Source organism: Streptomyces sp. GQFP (assembly GCF_021545335.1).
In the GTDB taxonomy this organism is placed as follows: Bacteria; Actinomycetota; Actinomycetes; order Streptomycetales; family Streptomycetaceae; genus Streptomyces.
Window position 1 is genome coordinate 7,744,495 of the sequence record NZ_CP089312.1, and the last position, 18,626, is coordinate 7,763,120.

Genomic DNA, 18,626 nt, shown 5'->3' on the forward strand with positions numbered 1-18,626 from the left:
CATGACCACCGCCACCACTTTCAATGCGACCGTCCTGAAGAACGCCGTTCCCGAAGTGGGCAGTTGGCTGTCCGCCTTCGTCGAGCGACACGCCGGATTCGTCGGCTCCGTCCATCTGTCGGAGCCCGCCGAGGACGGCGAGATCGTGCTCGTCGCCACGCACAATCTGCCGTCGGCCGTGGCGAACGGCGCCGCCGTCGTCGTCATCGGCAAGGGCATGGCCGGCGTCACCGCCGAGCGCAAGGCCGCCGTCAACATTCCCGACCTCCAGACCGACACCTCGGGCGTTGCCCGGCTGCCGGCCCGCGCCTCCCAGGCGAAGGGCTCCCTCACCCTCCCCGTCTTCGCCCCCGACGACCCCACCAGGCTCCTCGCCGTCGTCGGTATCGGCTTCAAGGAACCCCGCGAGTTCACCGAGGAGGAGATGGCGGCGTACGCGGTCGATGCGGCGACCGTACTGACAGCGGTCTAGGTCGGCTGCCCAAGTCATCGGCTCAGGCGCCGAGTTCAGGGGCGTACGACCTCCAGCCGTACCGCGCAGGCCTTGAACTCCGGCATCCGGGAGACCGGGTCGAGGGCCGGATTGGTCAGCGTGTTGGCCCGGCCCTCGCCCGGCCAGTGGAAGGGCATGAAGACGGTGTCGGGGCGGATCGCGGTCGTGATCCGCGCCGGCGCCACCGCCCGCCCGCGCCGCGACACGACGGTGATGGCGTCCCCCTCCCCGGCCCCCAGCCGCGCGGCCAGCCGGGGGTGCAGCTCCACGAACGGCCCGGGCGCGGCGGCGTTCAGCTCGTCGACACGCCGCGTCTGGGCCCCGGACTGGTACTGCGCCACGACCCGCCCGGTGGTCAGCAGCACCGGATACTCGGCGTCCGGCTCCTCGGCGATCGGCCGGTAGGTGACGGGCACGAACCGGGCCCGCCCGTCCTCGGTCGCGAACCGGTCGAGGAAGAGCCGGGGAGAGCCGGGATGTACTGAGACCGACGGCAGGTCGCCGCCGTGCTCAAGCGGGTGACTGTCCGGCTGTCCGCCCTGCGCCGGCTGGCTGCTCCACGCCGGCTGGCTGCCCTGCGTCGGCTGGCTGCCCTGCGTCGGCTGGTCGCTCCGCGCCGACTGGCCGTCCTGCGTCGGCTGGCTGCCCTGCGTCGGCTGGCCGCCCTGCGCCGGCTGGTCGCTCCGCGCTGGCTGGCCGTCCTGCGACTGCCGGCTGCTCCGCGCAGGCTGGCCGCCCTGAGTCGGCTGGCTGCTCCGCGCTGGCTGATCGTCCTGCGCTGGCTGATCGTCCTGCGCCGGCTGGCCGTCCTGCGCCGGCTGGCTGCTCCGCGCCGGCTGTCCGCCCTGCGCCTGCTGATCGTCCTGCGCCGGCTGGTAATCCTGCGCGGGGCACGGCCAGAAGACGCCGTTCTCCTCGGCGAGCCGCTGGTACGTGATCCCCGAGTAGTCGGCGATCCCGCCCGCGCTGGCCCGGCGCAACTCCTCGAAGACCTCCTCGGGTTCGACCGGGAACCCCTTCTCCACCCCGGCCCGGGCGGCAAGCTGATGCAGGACGTACAGATCGCTCCGCACACCCTCCGGGGGAGTGATGGCCTGCCGGCGCAGCAGCACCCGCCCCTCCAGGTTGGTGGTCGTGCCGGTCTCCTCGGCCCACTGCGTGACCGGCAGGACGACATCGGCGAGCGCGGCCGTCTCGGACAGCACGACATCCGCGACGGCGAGGAAGTCCAGTGATTCCAGGCGCTGTTGGATGTGCGCGGCCCGGGGCGCGGACACCACCGGGTTGGACCCCATCAGCAGCAGCGAGCGAATGCCGGTACCGAGCGAGTCGAGAAGCTCGTACGCGCTCAGCCCGGGCCCCGGCAACGAGTCCGGGTCGACGCCCCACACGCCGGCCACATGGCGCCGCGCGTCGGGGTCGGTCAGCTTGCGGTAGCCGGGCAACTGGTCGGCCTTCTGCCCGTGTTCACGCCCGCCCTGCCCGTTGCCCTGCCCGGTCAGACACCCGTATCCGGAGTACGGCCGCCCCGAACGCCCGGTTGCCAGGCACAGGTTGATCCACGCCCCGACCGTGTCCGTCCCCTTGGACTGCTGCTCGGGCCCACGCGCGGTGAGCACCATCGCAGTGTCAGGTTCGCAGAACATCCGTACGGCGTCCCGGAGTTGAGGCACGGGCACACCGGTGATCCGCTCCACGTACTCGGGCCAGTGGGCCATGGCCGCCGCCCGGGTCTCCTCCCACCCGCTGGTCCGTTCCTCGATGAACGCCTCGTCGGTGCGCCCCTGCGCGACGACCAGGTGCAACAGGCCCAGGGCGAGGGCGAGATCGGTGCCGGGACGCGGCGCGAGATGCAGATCGGCCTGCTCGGCGGTACGGGTCCGACGCGGATCGATGACGATCAACGTCCCCCCGTTCTCCTTGAGTTCGGTGAAGTAGCGGAGGGCGGGAGGCATGGTCTCGGCGAGATTCGATCCGACGAGGATGACGCACCCGGTCTTGGGGATGTCCTCCATGGGGAAGGGCAGCCCCCGGTCGAGCCCAAATGCCTTGTTCCCGGCCGCAGCAGCGGACGACATACAGAAACGCCCGTTGTAGTCGATCTGGGAGGTCCCGAGTACAACCCGGGCGAACTTCCCAAGGGCGTAAGCCTTTTCATTCGTCAGCCCGCCCCCGCCGAAGACACCGCACGCGTCCGGGCCATGCTCCGTACGCGTGCGGGTCAGTCCCTCGGCGACGCGGTCCAGCGCGTCTTCCCAGGTCGCGGGTACGAGGACGCCGTCCCGCCGGACGAGCGGCTCGGTCAGCCGCAGCGACGGCGAGAGCAGTGCGGGTGCGGTGCGCCCCTTCCCACACAGTGCGCCACGATTGACGGGGAAGTCGACGCGCTCGGAGACCGTGACGCCCCCGCCTGCTGCCGGCGTGAGGTTCATACCGCACTGCAGGGCGCAGTACGGGCAGTGCGTGGGCGTCACGGAGGTCTCCATACCGCCAGCGTGCGACGCCCGTGTTACACCCCGGAACGCACCCCGTTACACAGGGGGCACGGGGACCTCCCGGGACGAGGCCACGGCCGGTGAGGTTTCCTTCGCCCCCGCCGCCCCTACCCGTTCCCATCCTCGGGGGCTCCGCCCCCGAACCCCCGCGCCTGGTCTTTCAGCCCGTCCGGCGTTTGAGGACGAGGCCGTTCAGGCCGACAGCGGGGGTCTGGGGGCGCAGCCCCCAGGGATGGGACGGGTAGGGGCGGCGGGGGCGAAAATCCCCCCACGTTCACCCACCCCCCAACGCCCGCTCCACCCCCACCTCCACCGGCCCCAAAAACCGCGGATCAGGCTCGAACACCGCATCCACCGCAGCCTTGCCCGCCGCGAAAATCTCCCGCACCCCGCCGTAGTACCACGTCACATCATGCCGATCCTCGACCCCGACCCCGTACGACTCCACCCCCGCCGCCTCGCACAACGCCACCGCCCGACGAACATGAAACCCCTGACTGATCAACACGGCCCGGTCCACCCCGAAGATCCTCTTCGCGCGGACACACGAGTCCCACGTGTCGAACCCGGCATAGTCACTCACGATCCGCCCGTCAGGCACCCCGTGCCGCGTCAGATACCCCCGCATCGCATCCGGCTCGTCGTAGTCCTCCCGGCTGTTGTCCCCGGTGACGAGCACCACCTTCACCCGCCCCGCCCGATACAGCTCCGCCGCCGCGTCCAACCGGTGCGCGAGATACGGAGACGGCTCCCCGTCCCACAACCCGGCCCCGAAGACGACGGCGACATCGGTACGCGGCACGTCCGAGACATCACGCAGCCGGTCACCCGTGGCGACGAACATCCACGTGGCCGGCAGCAACGCCACCACGCACCCGAGCATCACGGCCTGCACAAGCCTCCGCTGCCCGGTACGGGTGCGCGGCAGACGGGGTCTGCGGAGTCTCACGGGCGGTCCCTCCAGGTCGGCCTACGACAGTCAGGGACGTGACACGAGGCCCCACGGTTCACGGCAACGCACGTGACCGGCCTCACTCGCCCGACCGAATCCGCAGGTCAAGCCACCTCACAGTGACCCCCGGTCCCACCGTGAACCTGTGGAAAACCATCGATATCTTCGCGCAACGGGGTGGCAACCTCCCCCCGCGACCATCGATCCATGACGCCGTCGAACCCACCACGCGACGAGTCCACCCCCAACCCCGACGCCCACCCGCTCCCGGGGACCGACCTCGACAGTACGGCGCACCTCATGAACAGGATCAGCAGTCAGCTCGCCGGTCAGCTCGGCCTCGTCTCCCTCGACGGCATGCGGCGCCCCGAGCCGCCCGCGCTCGTCGTCGTGGCCCACGGCAGCCGTGACCCGCGCGCCCTGAGCACCGTACGCATGCTCCTCGACCAGGTCCGCGCCCTGCGCCCCGGCCTGCCGGTCCACCTCGGTCACATCGAGCTGAACGAGCCCCTGCTCCCCGACACGCTCGCCGCCCTCGGCGACCGCGAGGCGATCCTCGTCCCGCTCCTCCTCAGCCGCGGCTACCACGTCAAGCGCGACATCCCCGAGATGGCCGCCGAATCGAGGGTGCACGCGCGCGTGGCCCCCGCCCTGGGCCCGCACCCCCTCCTGGTGGACGCCCTGTACGCCCGCCTGGTCGAGGCGGGCTGGCCCACGCGGACGGACCACGAGACGCGGCGCCAGAGCGCGGTCGTCCTGGCGGCGGCGGGCTCCCGGGACCCGGAGTCCAAGGTCGACACGGGCCGCACGGCCCAGCTCCTCTCCGACCGCCTGGGCGTCCCGGTGATCCCCGCCTACGCCACGACAGCGGCCCCGACGGTCCCGAACGCCATAGAGGCCCTGAGGGCAAGCGGCCGCACCAGGGTGGCGATCGCCTCCTACTTCACGGCCCCCGGCCGCTTCGCGACAGAGTGCGCGGAGACGGCCCCATGGATCACCTCGGCCCCCTTGGGCACACACCCCGCGATGGCAAACCTCCTCCTCCACAGGTACGACCAGATGACTGGCGTAAGGGGCGCGGGGAACTGCGCGACCAGCCCCCACCGGCCCGCACTCGCCGTATAACAGCACCCGGCAGACGGAAAGGCGCACCTGGCAGACGAAACGGCGCACCCCAGCGGAGCGCACCCCCTTTGTCAGTCCCTGCCCGTACTGTCGAGACATGTCGTACGACCTGTCGTCAACCGAACGCTGGGCCCCGGAACCGGACAAGCGCCCCGGCCGAACCGCCTTCCAACGCGACCGCGCCCGAATCCTCCACTCAGCCGCCCTGCGCCGCCTCGCAGGCAAGACCCAGGTCGTCACCCCGGGCACCCGCAGCCACAGCTGGGACGCCAGCCCCCGCACCCGCCTCACCCACTCCCTGGAATGCGCCCAGGTGGGCCGTGAGCTGGGCGCGGCCCTGGGCTGCGACCCCGACCTCGTCGAAGCCGCCTGCCTCGCCCACGACCTGGGTCACCCACCCTTCGGCCACAACGGCGAACAGGCACTGAACGAGTTCGCGGAGGACTGCGGCGGCTTCGAGGGCAACGCCCAGTCCCTGAGACTCCTCACCCGCATCGAGCCCAAGCGGTTCACCCCGGAAGGCTCGGTCGGCCTCAACCTCACCCGGGCCGTCCTGGACGCCGCCACCAAGTACCCCTGGCCGCGCGGCGCCCACCCCACCGACCCCGGGTCCCCCAAGTTCGGTGTCTACGAGGACGACCGCCCCGTCTTCGACTGGCTCCGCAAGGACGCCCCCGGCACCCGCACCACCTTCGAGGCCCAGGTCATGGACTGGGCCGACGACGTGGCGTACTCGGTGCACGACGTCGAGGACGGCCTGCACGCCGGCCACCTCGACCCGGCCGTCCTGCACGCGGAACCCGAACGGCAGGAGGTCTTCGCGGTCGCCCGCGGCCGGTACGTCCCGCAGGACACCGACCCGGCGGAACTGGCGGAGGCCCTCGACCGGCTCCAGAACGAACCGTGGTGGCCGCACGGCTACGACGGCTCGGCCGTCGCCCAGGCCCGCCTGAAGGACGCCACCAGCCAGCTGATCGGCCGCTTCTGCCTCGCCGCCGAGGGCGCCACGCGCGCGGCGTACGGCAGCGGCCCGCTCACCCGGTACACGGCCGAACTCGTCGTACCGCGCGAGACCAGGCTGGAGTGCGCGGTCCTCAAGGCGGTCGCCGACCGGTACGTCATGCAGCGTGCCGAGCAGGAGGTGCTCCGCGCGGACCAGCGGATCGTCGTCGCGGAGCTGGCCGAGGCACTCACCGCCCGCGCCCCGGAAGGCCTGGAACCCCAGTTCCGGGCGCTCTTCGACGAGGCCCCCGACGACCGCGCCCGCAAACGCGTGATCGTCGACCAGATCGCCTCGCTCACGGACGCCGCCGCCCGCTCGCTCCACGAACGCCTGACCGGCTGACACGGCACGCGGGAGAGCGAGCCTCTCCCGCGTACCGCATTACCGCATTACTCCGCCACGACCTCGTCGTGGCTGGGGTGCAGCCCACCGCCGCTGCCGTCGCCGCCCGTGGTGGGCGTGGAGACGACCGGCGTGCTCAGCGAGCTGAGGTCATGGGCGTACGTGCCCACCGCGTTGGCGATGACCCCGATGTTGATGCCGAACGCCTTCATGCTGATGTTGTCCAGGTCGTCGCACGCCGCGTGGTAGCACGCGTCGTACGCGACGCCGGCGGTGCCGCCGAACAGTGCGGCCTGGGCCTCGGTCTTGATGCCCTCGGCGCCGGTGAAGGTGCCGCCGGAGGGGATGCCGACCGCGATGAACGGCCCGTAGTCGGAGCGGCCGGAGAAGTCGGTGCCCTGGTGAGGCTTGCCCTTGGAGTCGAGGAACGCGTTGATGTCACGCTCCAGCTGGGCCGACCCCTCCGGCCCTGGACCCGCGCCCTCGGCGTCCGAGTCGTCGCCGTCGTACACGAACTGGGCGTAGTTCGGGGAAGCGATCATGTCGAAGTTCAGATAGAGCTTGATCTGCGCCCGCTGCTCCTCGGTGAGCCGCGAGACGTACGACTCGGAGCCGACCAGACCGAGCTCCTCGGCCGACCAGAAGGCGAACTTCACCTTGTTGGGCGGCTGCTTGCCGTACCAGGTGTTGTCGGCGAGTTCCTCGGCGACCTCCAGGATGCCGGCCGAGCCGGAGCCGTTGTCGTTGATGCCGGGGCCCTCGGTGACCGAGTCGAGGTGGGCGCCCAGGAACACCGTGTTGTCCGCGTCGCCGCCACGGGTCTCCGCGACGACGTTGTTCGTCGTACGGGTCTCGATCAGCTGACGGACCTCGAAACCGACCGTGACCTCGCCCGCCGCGACATCGGCGGCGAGGGCCTCGCCCTCGGCCTGGCTGAGCCCTGCGGTCGGGATCCGGCCGCTCGCCGCGTCGCCGAGGGTGCCGGAGAGGACGCCCGCGGTGTTGTTGTAGATGATCGCGCCGACGGCCCCCGCCTCGGAGGCGACGATCTGCTTCTGCGCGAAGGTGCAGCCACCGCGCTTGATCAGCGCGATCCTGCCCGTGAAGGCACCGGCCGCGTAGTCCCCGGCCTCACAGCCGGGAGTGGCGTCCACCGTGGCGGCGGCGAGCGCGGCCGTGATGCCGCCCACCGGTGTCGACTTCGTGTACGTCATCGCCGTGATGCCGAGCTCGCGCGGTGTCGGCGAGATCACGGCGGCCTTCTCGGCGAGAGTCTCGATGTAGTCGAAGTCGAAGCTGTCGTACGAGACCTTGTAACCGGCCTTCTTCAGCACCCTGTAGACGTACTCGGCGGACTTGTCGTGACCCGGTGTACCGGCCGCGCGGTTGCCGCCGTTGGCGTCGGAGATGGCCTGCAGGGCCTTGAGGTGTTTGTACGCGTCCTTCGCGGACGACTCCTTGACCAGGGTCTTCGCGAGCTTCCTGGCGTCGGCGGCCGGGTTGCCGTGGCCGCCGTGGGCGCCGGCTGTTCCGGCCGAGGCGAGCAGCAGCGGAGTCGCGAGAGCGGTGGCGGCGATGACCGCCACGGCTCTGTGCGAGTGGGACGATGCCTTCGGCAATACGTTCACAGAGGTCCTTCCCCAGGGATGTGCGAACGAGGTGGGAGGGACGGTAGCGAGCTACGCGGTTCACGAGAAGAGGGCATCTGCAACTCGTGTTCGGATTCGCCGGTTTGGCCCGCATGCCGCGCGTGCGCCGCACCTGCCGCCCGGCACACGGGACCTGCCCGAATGTGACCCTCCGTGGGTCTGATCGGCCCACTCCCTCTTCCCCCATCACGCTCCGTGCGGGAGGCTCGCATGTGGCGGCATCGTTACGAGGAGGCATCAAGTGGTCGACGCGGATCAGACATTCGTCATCATCGGAGGCGGACTGGCCGGCGCCAAAGCGGCCGAGACGCTCCGGACGGAGGGTTTCACCGGCCGCGTGATACTGATCGGCGACGAACGCGACCACCCGTACGAGCGGCCCCCGCTCTCCAAGGGCTACCTCCTCGGCAAGGAGGAGCGCGACAGCGTCTTCGTCCACGAACCCGCCTGGTACGCGCGCAACGACATCGAACTCCACCTCGGCCAGACCGTCGACGCCATCGACCGTACGGCGAAGACGGTCCGCTTCGGTGACGACGGCACCCTTGTCCACTACGACAAACTGCTCATCGCCACCGGCGCCGAGCCGCGCCGCCTCGACATCCCGGGGACGGGCCTGGCCGGTGTCCATCACCTGCGCCGCCTCGCGCACGCCGAGCGCCTCAAGGGCGTCCTGGCGGCCCTGGGCCGCGACAACGGCCACATCGTGATCGCCGGCGCCGGCTGGATCGGCCTGGAGGTCGCGGCGGCGGCACGCGAGTACGGCGCCGAGGTGACCGTCGTGGAACCGGAGGCGACCCCGCTGCACTCGGTGCTCGGCCCCGAGCTGGGCAACCTCTTCGCCGAGCTGCACCGCGAGCACGGCGTCCGCTTCCACTTCGGCGCCCGGCTGACGGAGATCGTCGGCCAGGACGGCATGGTCCTCGCGGCCCGTACGGACGACGGCGAGGAGCACCCGGCCCACGACGTCCTGGCGGCCATCGGCGCCGCCCCGCGCACGGCACTGGCGGAGGCGGCGGGCCTGACCCTCGCCGAGCGCGCCCACGGCGGCGGCATCGCGGTCGACGAACGCCTGCGCACCTCCGACCCCGACATCTACGCGGCCGGTGACGTGGCCGCCTTCCACCACGCCCTCTTCGACACCAGGCTGCGCGTCGAACACTGGGCCAACGCCCTCAACGGCGGCCCTGCGGCGGCCCGCGCGATGCTGGGCCGCGAATCGACGTACGACCGTGTGCCGTATTTCTTCTCCGACCAGTACGACATGGGCATGGAGTACTCGGGCTGGGCGCCCCCTGGCTCCTACGACCAGGTGGTGATCCGGGGAGACGCGGGCAAGCGCGAGTTCATCGCCTTCTGGGTGAAGGAGGGCAGGGTGCTGGCCGGGATGAACGTCAACGTGTGGGACGTCACAGAGACCGTCCAGCAGCTCATCCGCTCCCGGTCCCAGGTGGACACGGAGGCCCTGGCGGACCCGCACGTACCGCTGGACAGCCTCGTCCCGTAGCGACGCCAGGGCACGGGACTGTCGGTGGACCCCCGTAGAATCACTGCGTGGCCGGAAGGATCAACGACGAGGACGTGAAGGCGGTTCGGGACGCGGTCCCGATCGACGCCGTGGTGTCCGAGTACCTCCAGCTGCGCAACGCGGGCGGCGGCAACCTCAAGGGCCTGTGCCCCTTCCACGACGAGAAGTCTCCGTCCTTCCAGGTCAGCCCGAGCAAGGGACTCTTCCACTGCTTCGGCTGCCAGGAAGGCGGCGACACCATCACGTTCGTGATGAAGGTCGACCACCTCTCCTTCTCCGAGGCGGTCGAGCGCCTGGCCGGCCAGGCCGGCATCACCCTGCGGTACGAGGAGGGCGGCTACAACCCCGCGGGCCAGCGCGGCGAGCGCATCCGCCTGGTTGAGGCCCACAAGATCGCGGCCCAGTGGTACATGGAACAGCTGGCCACGACCTCCGAGGCGGACGCGGGCCGCAAGTTCCTCGCGGAACGCGGCTTCGACCAGTCGGCGGCCGAACACTTCTCCGTCGGCTACAGCCCCCAGGGCTGGGACCACCTCACCCGCTACCTCCGCGGCAAGGGCTTCTCCGACAAGGAACTCCTGCTCTCCGGCCTCTCCCAGGAAGGCCGCCGGGGCCCCATCGACCGCTTCCGGGGCCGCCTGATGTGGCCGATCCGCGACATCGGCGGCGAGGTCGTCGGCTTCGGCGCACGAAAGCTGTACGAGGCGGACACGGGCCCCAAGTACCTGAACACTCCCGACACGGCGATCTACCGCAAGTCCCAGGTCCTGTACGGCATCGACCTCGCCAAGAAGGACATCGCGAAGGTCAGCCGCGCGGTCGTCGTCGAGGGCTACACGGACGTCATGGCCTGCCACCTGGCCGGCGTCACGACGGCGATCGCGACCTGCGGAACGGCCTTCGGCACCGAACACATCAAGATCCTCCGCCGCCTCCTGATGGACAACGGCTCAGCCCGGGTGATCTTCACCTTCGACGGCGACGCGGCCGGCCAGAAGGCGGCCCTGCGCGCCTTCGAGGACGACCAGAAGTTCGCCGCCGAGACCTACATCGCGATCGCGCCCGACGGCATGGACCCCTGCGACCTGCGCCTCGCGAAGGGCGACCAGGCTGTCGCCGACCTCGCCGAACCCCGTACCCCCCTCTTCGAGTTCGCCCTGCGCCAGATCGCCACCCGCTACGACCTCGAAACCCCGGCGGGCCGAGCGTCGGCGCTGGACGAGGCGGCCCCGATCGTGGCCCGCATCAAGAACAGCGGCGCCCAGCACGAGGTCGCGGTCCAGCTCGCGGGCATGCTCGGCATCCTGGACACGCAGTTCGTGGTCAAGCGGGTGGCCCAGCTGGCCCGTTGGGCCAAGGACCGCGGCGGCAAGGGCCCGGCCCCCGCCGGCGGGCAGCACCAGCAGCAGCCGTACGAGCGGACAACGCGCCCGGGCGGCCCCCCGGGCCCGGCCCTGAACCTCCGCAACCCGGTCTACGCCACGGAACGCGAACTCCTCAAACTGGCCCTCCAGCGCCCCGAGTTGGTCTCCCCGGCCTTCGACGCCTACGGCATCGACGAGTTCACGGCCGCCCCCTACGCGGCCGTACGCCAGGCGATCATGGAGGCGGGCGGAGCGGAGTACGGCGTCCAGGACCCCCAGGAGTATCTGGTCCGGGTCCGCGAGGTGGCCCCGGACAACACGGTCCGCTCCATGGTGACGGAGCTGGCGGTGGAGGCGATCATGCGCCGGACGGTCGACGACGTGTACGCCGGCGATGTGCTGGTCACCGTCCGCCGCAGAGCGGTGGGACGCCGTATCCACGAGGTCCAGGGCACCCACGCCCGCCTGACCACCCAGGGGGACCCGGCCCAACTGGCCGCCGTACAGAACGAGTTGTGGGTGCTCCAGCAGTACGACCTGGCACTCCAGAACCAGGGAGCGGCGGCACTCTGACCGCCACCGCCGCCTGCCGTCACTCCCGCCCGTCGAACGTCGGCGTCACCGCCCGTATCAACCGCTCCGTGAACTCCCGCTCCCTGTCCGCGAGTTGCGGATACTCCATGACGAAGTGAGGCCACTCGACGTACCCCACCGCGTCCACCACGTCCTCCAACAGGATTCGCTCGCGGCCGTAGTGGGGCCACTCGCCCGAGAGCCGGAACACCTCGTCCAGCAGTTCATGGGGGAGCGGATACCGCTCGGCCAGAAGCACGGCGTCGTACAGGTCCTTGCCCTGCGCGTACATGTCGTTGATCAGCCACATCAGCTTCCAGGCCAGCGACAGCGCGGGCGTCGCCGCCCGCACCGACGCGCCGCCCGCCAGCTCCACCGGCACCGCCGGCTCGGCGAGCCGCTCGTTGAAGACGAAGTCGAGCTGTACATGGCCGCCGGGCAGCCCGGGCGCGGACCAGGGCAGCACCATACGGCGGCCCGGCACCCGGTCGTAGGTCCAGATGTCCTCGACCACCGCGTCGCGCGCGCAGAACCCCACCTCGCCGTCGCTCCGGGCCTCGGCGGCCGCCGCGATCCCGGCGAGCATCTGCCCCGCACGTGGGTCATCGATCGAAAAGGTGGGCGGTACGACGACGAAGTCCAGGTCACCGGGCTCGCGGGCGGCCTCGCCGAACCACGCCGCCATCAGCACGCTCCCACGCAGCACCAGCGACTCGGCCCACTCGGACCCCGCGATCGCGTCGAGCACCAGCTCCAGCGCCCGGCGCCGCGCGGCCCGCCAGTCCTCGCCCCGCGCCGGATCGGCGAAGCCCGGGTCGGCAGCCCGGAAGGCGTTGTGGTGCTGCTTCAGCGCCGGTTCGAAGATCAGCCGCTGCACCACGTCCTCACCCGGCACGGTACGCAGCGTCCGGGGCAGCCCCTGAGCCTCCCGGGTCCTGTCGTCCAGGGTGTCCTTGGGCGCGTCGAGGCCTGCCACGACGCCCCTTCGCCAGGTCCACTTGTTCCTCATCCCCGCACCTCCCGCACCCGCGCCGCCGCCACGACCAAGCCTCCGCTCCCCTCGACCCATCCCTCGACCCATCCGTCGATCCATCCGTCGTCGACGGACAGATCACTGTCGTACAGCACGAACTCCCGCTCCACGTCGACCACTTCGAGCTCCACCGCTCGGTGTCGCCGCAGCTCCGCAAGCAGCCGTTCCAGCGCCCGCCCCGCCCCGGTCGCGTCCACGCCCCGGCACCGCTGCGTCACGAACCGCTCGGTCCACCGACCGCTCCGCACCACCCGACGGGCGTTCCACGACAGATGCGCGCCGTACGGGACGACCCGCGCCGCCAGGACGTCGAGATCCGTGTCCACGGGCAGCCGCACCTTCACGTGGTGCTCGAAGTACCGTCCGTCCGCGCACGGTTCACGCGGCACCTCGGGAGCCCACGGCGACGACTCGATCTTGACGCGCACCGGATCGAACCCGTCCGCCCGCAGCCGCGCCGCGACTTCACGCGCCCGAGCCGATTCGTCGGCGTACGACGGGGAACCCGACAGGGTGAGCATCGGCTGGGTCGTCATCCGGCCACGGGCAAGGACGATGTGCGTCAACTTGAGCCCCGCCCCGGTCGCCCAGCGGCCCAGCCGTTCCGCCTCGGCAGCGCTTTGGCAGTGGACGGTGACATGCGTTTCGTAGACGTGAGTTGAGCGGAGTGAACTGGACACGCGCCGATCGTGCCAGGTCGGACCCCGAACAAGCACTCGGATTTGCTGCGACGGTAACCGCGTGGTCACGGACCGGACCCAAAAAGTGGTCGCACGCCCCTCGTGGCGGCGATGTGTCGTACTCCACACTGGGTTCCGGTGCCTGAGTCCTCGGAGCGCGGCCGGCCCGTCCACAACGGGTCCGACACCCCCGCGGTTCCGCTCAACGCGTACGGGACGGACAGCGGCGAGGCCGCCCACTCCGCCCCCCGAGTACCGCTGCCGTACGCCTCAGCAGCGATCATCCTGGAGGTCGCCCCCGTGCAGACCCAGACCCTCACCCAGACCGACAGCAGTACCGCGGTGACGGAGCCCGACGCCGAGACCGAGATCGCGGACGTCACCGACGTCGCCGAGGTCATCGCGGCCGTGCCTCCGCAGAGCCGTGTCGCGCACCACCCCGAGAGCCCGCCCGAACCGGACGGCCCTCCTGCGGACGCGGTGGACGTGGTCGAGACCGCGGAACCGATCGAGCCGGCTGGGCAGATCGAGGTGATCGAACCGGTCGAGGTGATCGCGCCGGTCCGTGCCCCCGCCCGCGCCGACACCAGCGGGCCCTCCTCCGACCTGTTCCGCCAGTACCTGCGGGAGATCGGCCGTATCCCGCTGCTCACCGCCGCCGAGGAGGTCGAACTCGCCCGCCGGGTCGAGGCCGGTCTGTTCGCCGAGGAGAAACTGCGCCTCGCCTCCGACCTGGACAGCCAGTTGGCCCTCGACCTGGACAAACTGGTCGTCATGGGCCGGATGGCCAAGCGCCGCCTGATCGAGGCGAACCTGCGCCTTGTCGTATCGGTGGCGAAACGATACGTGGGCCGCGGTCTGACGATGCTCGACCTCGTCCAGGAGGGAAACCTGGGCCTGATCCGCGCGGTCGAGAAGTTCGACTACGCGCGCGGCTACAAGTTCTCGACGTACGCGACCTGGTGGATCCGCCAGGCCATGTCCCGCGCCCTCGCCGACCAGGCCCGTACGATCCGTGTCCCCGTACACGTGGTCGAACTGATCAACCGGGTCGTCCGGGTGCAGCGCCGGATGCTCCAGGAGCGCGGCTACGAGCCGACGCCGGAGGAGGTAGCCGCCCACCTGGACCTGCTCCCCGAGCGAGTCAGCGAGGTACTGCGTCTGGCCCAGGAACCGGTGTCGCTGCACGCACCGGTGGGCGAGGAGGACGACGTCGCGCTGGGCGACCTCATCGAGGACGGCGACGCGGCGTCGCCGGTCGAGTCGGCGGCGTTCCTGCTGCTGCGGGAGCACCTGGAGGCGGTGCTGTCGACGCTGGGGGAGCGGGAACGCAAGGTCGTCCAACTCCGTTACGGCTTGGCGGACGGGCGTCCGCGCACGCTGGAGGAGATCGGGCGGATCTTCGGCGTCACACGGGAGCGCATCCGCCAGATCGAATCCAAAACCCTGAACAAGCTGAGGGACCACGCCTTCGCAGACCAGCTACGGGGCTACTTGGACTGAGGCCCACTTTCCTCGCCCCCGCCGCCCCTACCCATTCCCATCCTCGGGGGCTCCGCCCCCGAACCCCCTTGGGGGTCTGGGGGCGCAGCCCCCAGGGATGGGACGGGTAGGGGCGGCGGGGGCGAGAAAACCCCTAATCCACCTCAGCCACCGCCTCCGCGAACTGCGCCTTGTACAGCCGCGCATAAGCCCCGTCCGCCCCCAACAACTCCCCGTGCGCCCCCTGTTCCACGATCGCCCCGTTCTCCATCACCAGAATCGTGTCCGCATCCCGAATCGTCGACAGCCGGTGCGCGATCACGAACGACGTCCGCCCATGGGCGAGTTTCGCCATCGCCTTCTGGATGAGGACCTCCGTCCGCGTGTCCACGGAACTCGTCGCCTCGTCCAGCACCAGAATCACCGGATCCGACAGGAACGCCCGCGCGATGGTGATCAACTGCTTCTCACCCGCGCTCACCCCCGTCCCCTCGTCGTCGATCACGGTGTCGTACCCGTCCGGCAACGTCCGGATGAACCGATCCGCGTGCGCCGCCCGCGCCGCCTCCTCGATCTCCCCGCGCGTCACCTCACGCTCCCGCGCGGCCCCGTACGCGATGTTCTCCGCGATGGTCCCGCCGAACAGCCAGGTGTCCTGGAGCACCATCCCTATCCCGGCCCGGAGTTCCTCCCGGGACATGGCCGCGATGTCCACCCCGTCGAGGGTGATCCGGCCGCCGGACACCTCGTAGAACCGCATCAGCAGGTTCACCAGGGTCGTCTTCCCGGCCCCCGTGGGCCCGACGATCGCCACCGTGTGCCCCGGCTCCACCGCCAGCGACAGATCCTCGATCAGCGGCTTCTCCGGGTCGTACCGGAACGACACATGCTCCAGCGAGACCAAGCCCCGCAGCTCCTCCGGCCGCACCCCCGGCACCGGATCGGCCTGCTGCTCCTCCGCGTCCAGCAGCTCGAAGATCCGCTCGGCCGAGGCCACCCCCGACTGCACGAGGTTCGCCATCGACGCGACCTGCGTCAGCGGCATCGAGAACTGGCGCGAGTACTGGATGAACGCCTGCACGTCGCCGATCGACAGCGCACCTGAAGCGACCCGCAGCCCGCCCACCACAGCGACCAGCACATAGTTCAGGTTCGACACGAACAGCATCAGCGGCTGCATCACCCCGCTGTTGAACTGCGCCTTGAACCCCGCCTCGTACAACGCGTCGTTCTGCTCCGCGAACTGCTGCGCCGACTCGTCCTGGCGTCCGAACACCTTCACCAGGGTGTGCCCGGTGTACATCTCCTCGATGTGGGCGTTCAGCTTGCCGGTGGTCCGCCACTGCTGCACGAAGTGCGGCTGCGACCGCTTGCCGATGCGCGTGGCGACGTAGAACGACAGCGGTACGGTCACCAGCGCGACCAGTGCCAGCAGCCACGACACCCAGAACATCATCGCCAGGACGCCGACGATCGTCAGCAGGGAGTTGATGAGCTGGCCCAGCGACTGCTGGAGCGTCTGCCCGATGTTGTCGATGTCGTTCGTCGCACGACTGAGAACCTCACCCCGCTGACGCTTGTCGAAGTACGAAAGCGGCAGCCGCGACAGCTTCGCCTGCAGATCCTCACGCATCCGGGACACGGTCAGGTTGACCGCCCGGTTCACCAGCCGCGTAGCCACCAGCATCAGCAACCCGGCGAACACGAAAACGACAAGCGCCAGCCCCAGCACCTCACCCACCGCGCCGAAGTCGATGCCCTTGCCCGGCGTGAAGTCCGTACCGGAGAGCATGTCGGCCATGCCGCCCTCGCCGCGTTCCCGCATCCCGGCGAGAACCTCGGCCTTCGTACTCCCGCTGTCGAACTGCCGTCCGATGATGCCGGCGAAGACCAGGTCGGTCGCCCGCCCCAGGATCTTCGGGCCCACCACCGACAGGCCCACGCTCACGAACACCGCGAGCAGCATCACGTACATCGTGGCCCGTTCGGGCCTGAACTGGGCGAGGAGCCGTTTGCCCGACTCCTTGAAGTCCAGTGAGTGGTGGTCGGGTCCGGTGCCCGCCATCATGCGCCCCATGGGCCCGGCCATCAGGCAGCCTCCGCTTCCGTGAGCTGGGACAGGACGATCTCGCGGTAGGTCTCGTTGTCCGCCATCAGCTCGTGATGGCGGCCGGTGCCGACGACCAGGCCCTCGTCCAGGACGATGATCCGGTCGGCCTCCCTGATCGTGGACACCCGCTGGGCGACGATCACGACGGTCGCCTCGGCGGTCTCGCGCGCGAGCGCCGTCCGCAGGGCCGCGTCCGTGGCGTAGTCGAGCGCGGAGAAGGAGTCGTCGAAGAGGTAGATCTCGGGCCGCTGGACCAGCGTCCGCGCGATCGCGAGCCGCTGTCGCTGACCGCCCGACACATTCGTACCGCCCTGCGCGATCGGCGCGTCGAGCCCGCCCTCCAGCCGCTCGACGAACCCCTTGCCCTGCGCCACCTCCAGCGCGTGCCACAGCTCCTCGTCCGTGGCGTCCGGATTTCCGTACCGCAGGTTGGTCGCCACGGTCCCCGCGAACAGATACGGCTTCTGCGGCACCAGCCCCACCGTCCTGGCCAGCAGCCTCGGCTCCACGGTCGCCACGTCCACGCCGTCGACGAGCACCTCCCCGTCGGTAGCGTCGAACAGCCGGGGAACCAGCCCCAGCAGCGTCGACTTCCCGCTCCCCGTGGACCCGATCACCGCGGTCACCTCACCGGGCCGCGCCACCAGGTCGACGGCCCGCAGCACCGGCTCCTCGGCGCCCGGATAGCGGAACCCGGCGCCCCGGATCTCCAGATGCCCGTGCCGCGGCAACTCGACGACGGGGGCGACGGGTGGCACCACACTCGACGACGTACCGAGGACTTCTTCGATCCGCTCGGCACACACCTCCGCGCGCGGGACCATCATGAACATGAAGGTGGCCATCATCACGGACATGACGATCTGCATCAGATAGGCGAGGAACGCGGTCAGCGCCCCGATCTCCATCCCACCGCTGTCGATGCGATGAGCACCGAACCACACGACAGCAATGGAAGAGACGTTCACGACGGTCATGACGATCGGGAACATCAGCGCGAGCAGCCGCCCGGTGCCCAGCGACACCTCGGTCAGCTCGTGGTTGGCCTTCCGGAACCGGTCCTTCTCGTACTCGTCCCGCACGAAGGCGCGGATCACCCGGTTGCCGGTGATCTGCTCGCGCAGTACCCGGTTGACGGTGTCGAGCCGCACCTGCATCGACCGGAACATCGGCCGCAGCCGCCGCACGATCAGCGTCACACAGATGCCCAGCACCGGTACGACGGCGATCAGCACGCCCGACAGCTGCACATCCAGGCCCAGCGCGAGGATGATGCCGCCCACGCACATGATCGGCGCCGACGCCATCAGCGTGAACGTCATCAGCACGAGCATCTGTACCTGCTGGACGTCATTGGTCGTACGGGTGATCAGCGAGGGCGCGCCGAAGTGCCCGACCTCGCGCGCCGAGAACGACTGCACCCGGTCGAAGACGGCCGCGCGTACGTCCCGGCCGAGCGCCGAGGCCGTACGCGCGCCGTAGTACACGGCACCGATGTTGCAGACGACCTGCACCAGCGAGATGCCGATCATCAGGGAACCGAGGGTCAGGATGTGGCCCGTGTCGCCCTTCACCACACCGTCGTCGATGATGTCCGCGTTGAGCGTGGGCAGATAGAGGGTGGCGCAGGTCTGCAGGAGCTGGAGCAGCACGAGCAGGCCGATGGGTTTCTTGTACGGCTGTAGGTAAGTGCGCAGAAGTCGTATGAGCACGCTGAATCTCTCGGAGTCGGCGGTTTGTCCATGACGGACCATGGGGAGTGCCCCACGCCCCCATCGTCGAACACTCCACCCGTGT

Annotated in this window: 13 protein-coding genes; 6 read left to right on the plus strand and 7 right to left on the minus strand. The window is 70.2% G+C overall.

Translation table 11 applies throughout. The features are described 5' to 3' along the window. Nucleotide 1 precedes the first annotated feature (1 nt). Nucleotides 2–472, plus strand: coding sequence for a GAF domain-containing protein (locus LUX31_RS35025; RefSeq protein ID WP_235479319.1), 471 nt, complete (start codon nucleotides 2–4; stop codon nucleotides 470–472). Nucleotides 473–507: 35 nt separating this feature from the next. Here LUX31_RS35025 and LUX31_RS35030 read toward each other — a convergent pair whose 3' ends face one another. Both LUX31_RS35030 and LUX31_RS35035 read right to left on the minus strand, forming a co-directional pair. Then, nucleotides 508–2,979 (minus strand): molybdopterin oxidoreductase family protein, encoded by a 2,472-nt coding sequence (locus LUX31_RS35030; RefSeq protein ID WP_235479320.1) that lies wholly within the window; start codon nucleotides 2,977–2,979, stop codon nucleotides 508–510. Nucleotides 2,980–3,262: 283 nt separating this feature from the next. Beyond that, entirely contained in the window at nucleotides 3,263–3,937 is a 675-nt protein-coding gene (locus LUX31_RS35035) for a SanA/YdcF family protein (RefSeq protein WP_235479321.1), read from the minus strand. A gap of 210 nt (nucleotides 3,938–4,147) precedes the next feature. Here LUX31_RS35035 and LUX31_RS35040 point away from each other — a divergent pair, with 210 nt between their 5' ends. Beyond that, on the plus strand, nucleotides 4,148–5,065 hold the full coding sequence (locus tag LUX31_RS35040; protein ID WP_443046028.1) for a sirohydrochlorin chelatase: 918 nt from the start codon (nucleotides 4,148–4,150) through the stop codon (nucleotides 5,063–5,065). A 97-nt stretch (nucleotides 5,066–5,162) separates the two neighbouring features. Beyond that, nucleotides 5,163–6,410 (plus strand): deoxyguanosinetriphosphate triphosphohydrolase, encoded by a 1,248-nt coding sequence (locus LUX31_RS35045; protein WP_235479322.1) that lies wholly within the window; start codon nucleotides 5,163–5,165, stop codon nucleotides 6,408–6,410. A 47-nt stretch (nucleotides 6,411–6,457) separates the two neighbouring features. Here the strand turns inward: LUX31_RS35045 and LUX31_RS35050 are convergent, their stop codons facing one another. Beyond that, the gene (locus LUX31_RS35050; protein WP_235479323.1) at nucleotides 6,458–8,038 is read right to left on the minus strand and encodes a M28 family metallopeptidase; all 1,581 of its coding nucleotides are present in this window, start codon (nucleotides 8,036–8,038) and stop codon (nucleotides 6,458–6,460) included. Between the two features lie 262 nt (nucleotides 8,039–8,300). Between LUX31_RS35050 and LUX31_RS35055 the strand changes: the two genes are divergently transcribed. Together LUX31_RS35055 and dnaG are read left to right on the plus strand one after the other, a co-directional pair. Further along, a complete protein-coding gene (locus LUX31_RS35055) occupies nucleotides 8,301–9,566 on the plus strand; it encodes an NAD(P)/FAD-dependent oxidoreductase (RefSeq protein ID WP_235479324.1) in 1,266 nt (421 codons plus the stop codon). 47 nt (nucleotides 9,567–9,613) lie between these two features. Continuing rightward, a complete protein-coding gene (gene dnaG, locus LUX31_RS35060; protein ID WP_235479325.1) occupies nucleotides 9,614–11,524 on the plus strand; it encodes a DNA primase in 1,911 nt (636 codons plus the stop codon). A gap of 19 nt (nucleotides 11,525–11,543) precedes the next feature. Here dnaG and LUX31_RS35065 read toward each other — a convergent pair whose 3' ends face one another. After that, the gene (locus LUX31_RS35065; RefSeq protein ID WP_235479326.1) at nucleotides 11,544–12,533 is read right to left on the minus strand and encodes a nucleotidyl transferase AbiEii/AbiGii toxin family protein; all 990 of its coding nucleotides are present in this window, start codon (nucleotides 12,531–12,533) and stop codon (nucleotides 11,544–11,546) included. Beyond that, nucleotides 12,530–13,237 (minus strand): hypothetical protein, encoded by a 708-nt coding sequence (locus LUX31_RS35070; RefSeq protein WP_235479327.1) that lies wholly within the window; start codon nucleotides 13,235–13,237, stop codon nucleotides 12,530–12,532. The genes LUX31_RS35065 and LUX31_RS35070 overlap by 4 nt, the downstream gene beginning before the upstream one ends. Before the next feature lie 138 nt (nucleotides 13,238–13,375). Between LUX31_RS35070 and LUX31_RS35075 the strand changes: the two genes are divergently transcribed. Beyond that, nucleotides 13,376–14,740 carry an RNA polymerase sigma factor gene (locus LUX31_RS35075; RefSeq protein ID WP_235479328.1) on the plus strand — a complete coding sequence of 455 codons (1,365 nt, stop codon included), beginning with the start codon at nucleotides 13,376–13,378 and terminating at the stop codon, nucleotides 14,738–14,740. Between the two features lie 133 nt (nucleotides 14,741–14,873). On the opposite strand, the gene LUX31_RS35080 is transcribed toward LUX31_RS35075, so the two are convergent. Both LUX31_RS35080 and LUX31_RS35085 read right to left on the minus strand, forming a co-directional pair. Further along, nucleotides 14,874–16,808 carry an ABC transporter ATP-binding protein gene (locus LUX31_RS35080; RefSeq protein WP_235479329.1) on the minus strand — a complete coding sequence of 645 codons (1,935 nt, stop codon included), beginning with the start codon at nucleotides 16,806–16,808 and terminating at the stop codon, nucleotides 14,874–14,876. Continuing rightward, on the minus strand, nucleotides 16,808–18,541 hold the full coding sequence (locus LUX31_RS35085) for an ABC transporter ATP-binding protein (RefSeq protein WP_235479330.1): 1,734 nt from the start codon (nucleotides 18,539–18,541) through the stop codon (nucleotides 16,808–16,810). The genes LUX31_RS35080 and LUX31_RS35085 overlap by 1 nt, the downstream gene beginning before the upstream one ends. Between the last annotated feature and the right edge of the window lie 85 nt (nucleotides 18,542–18,626).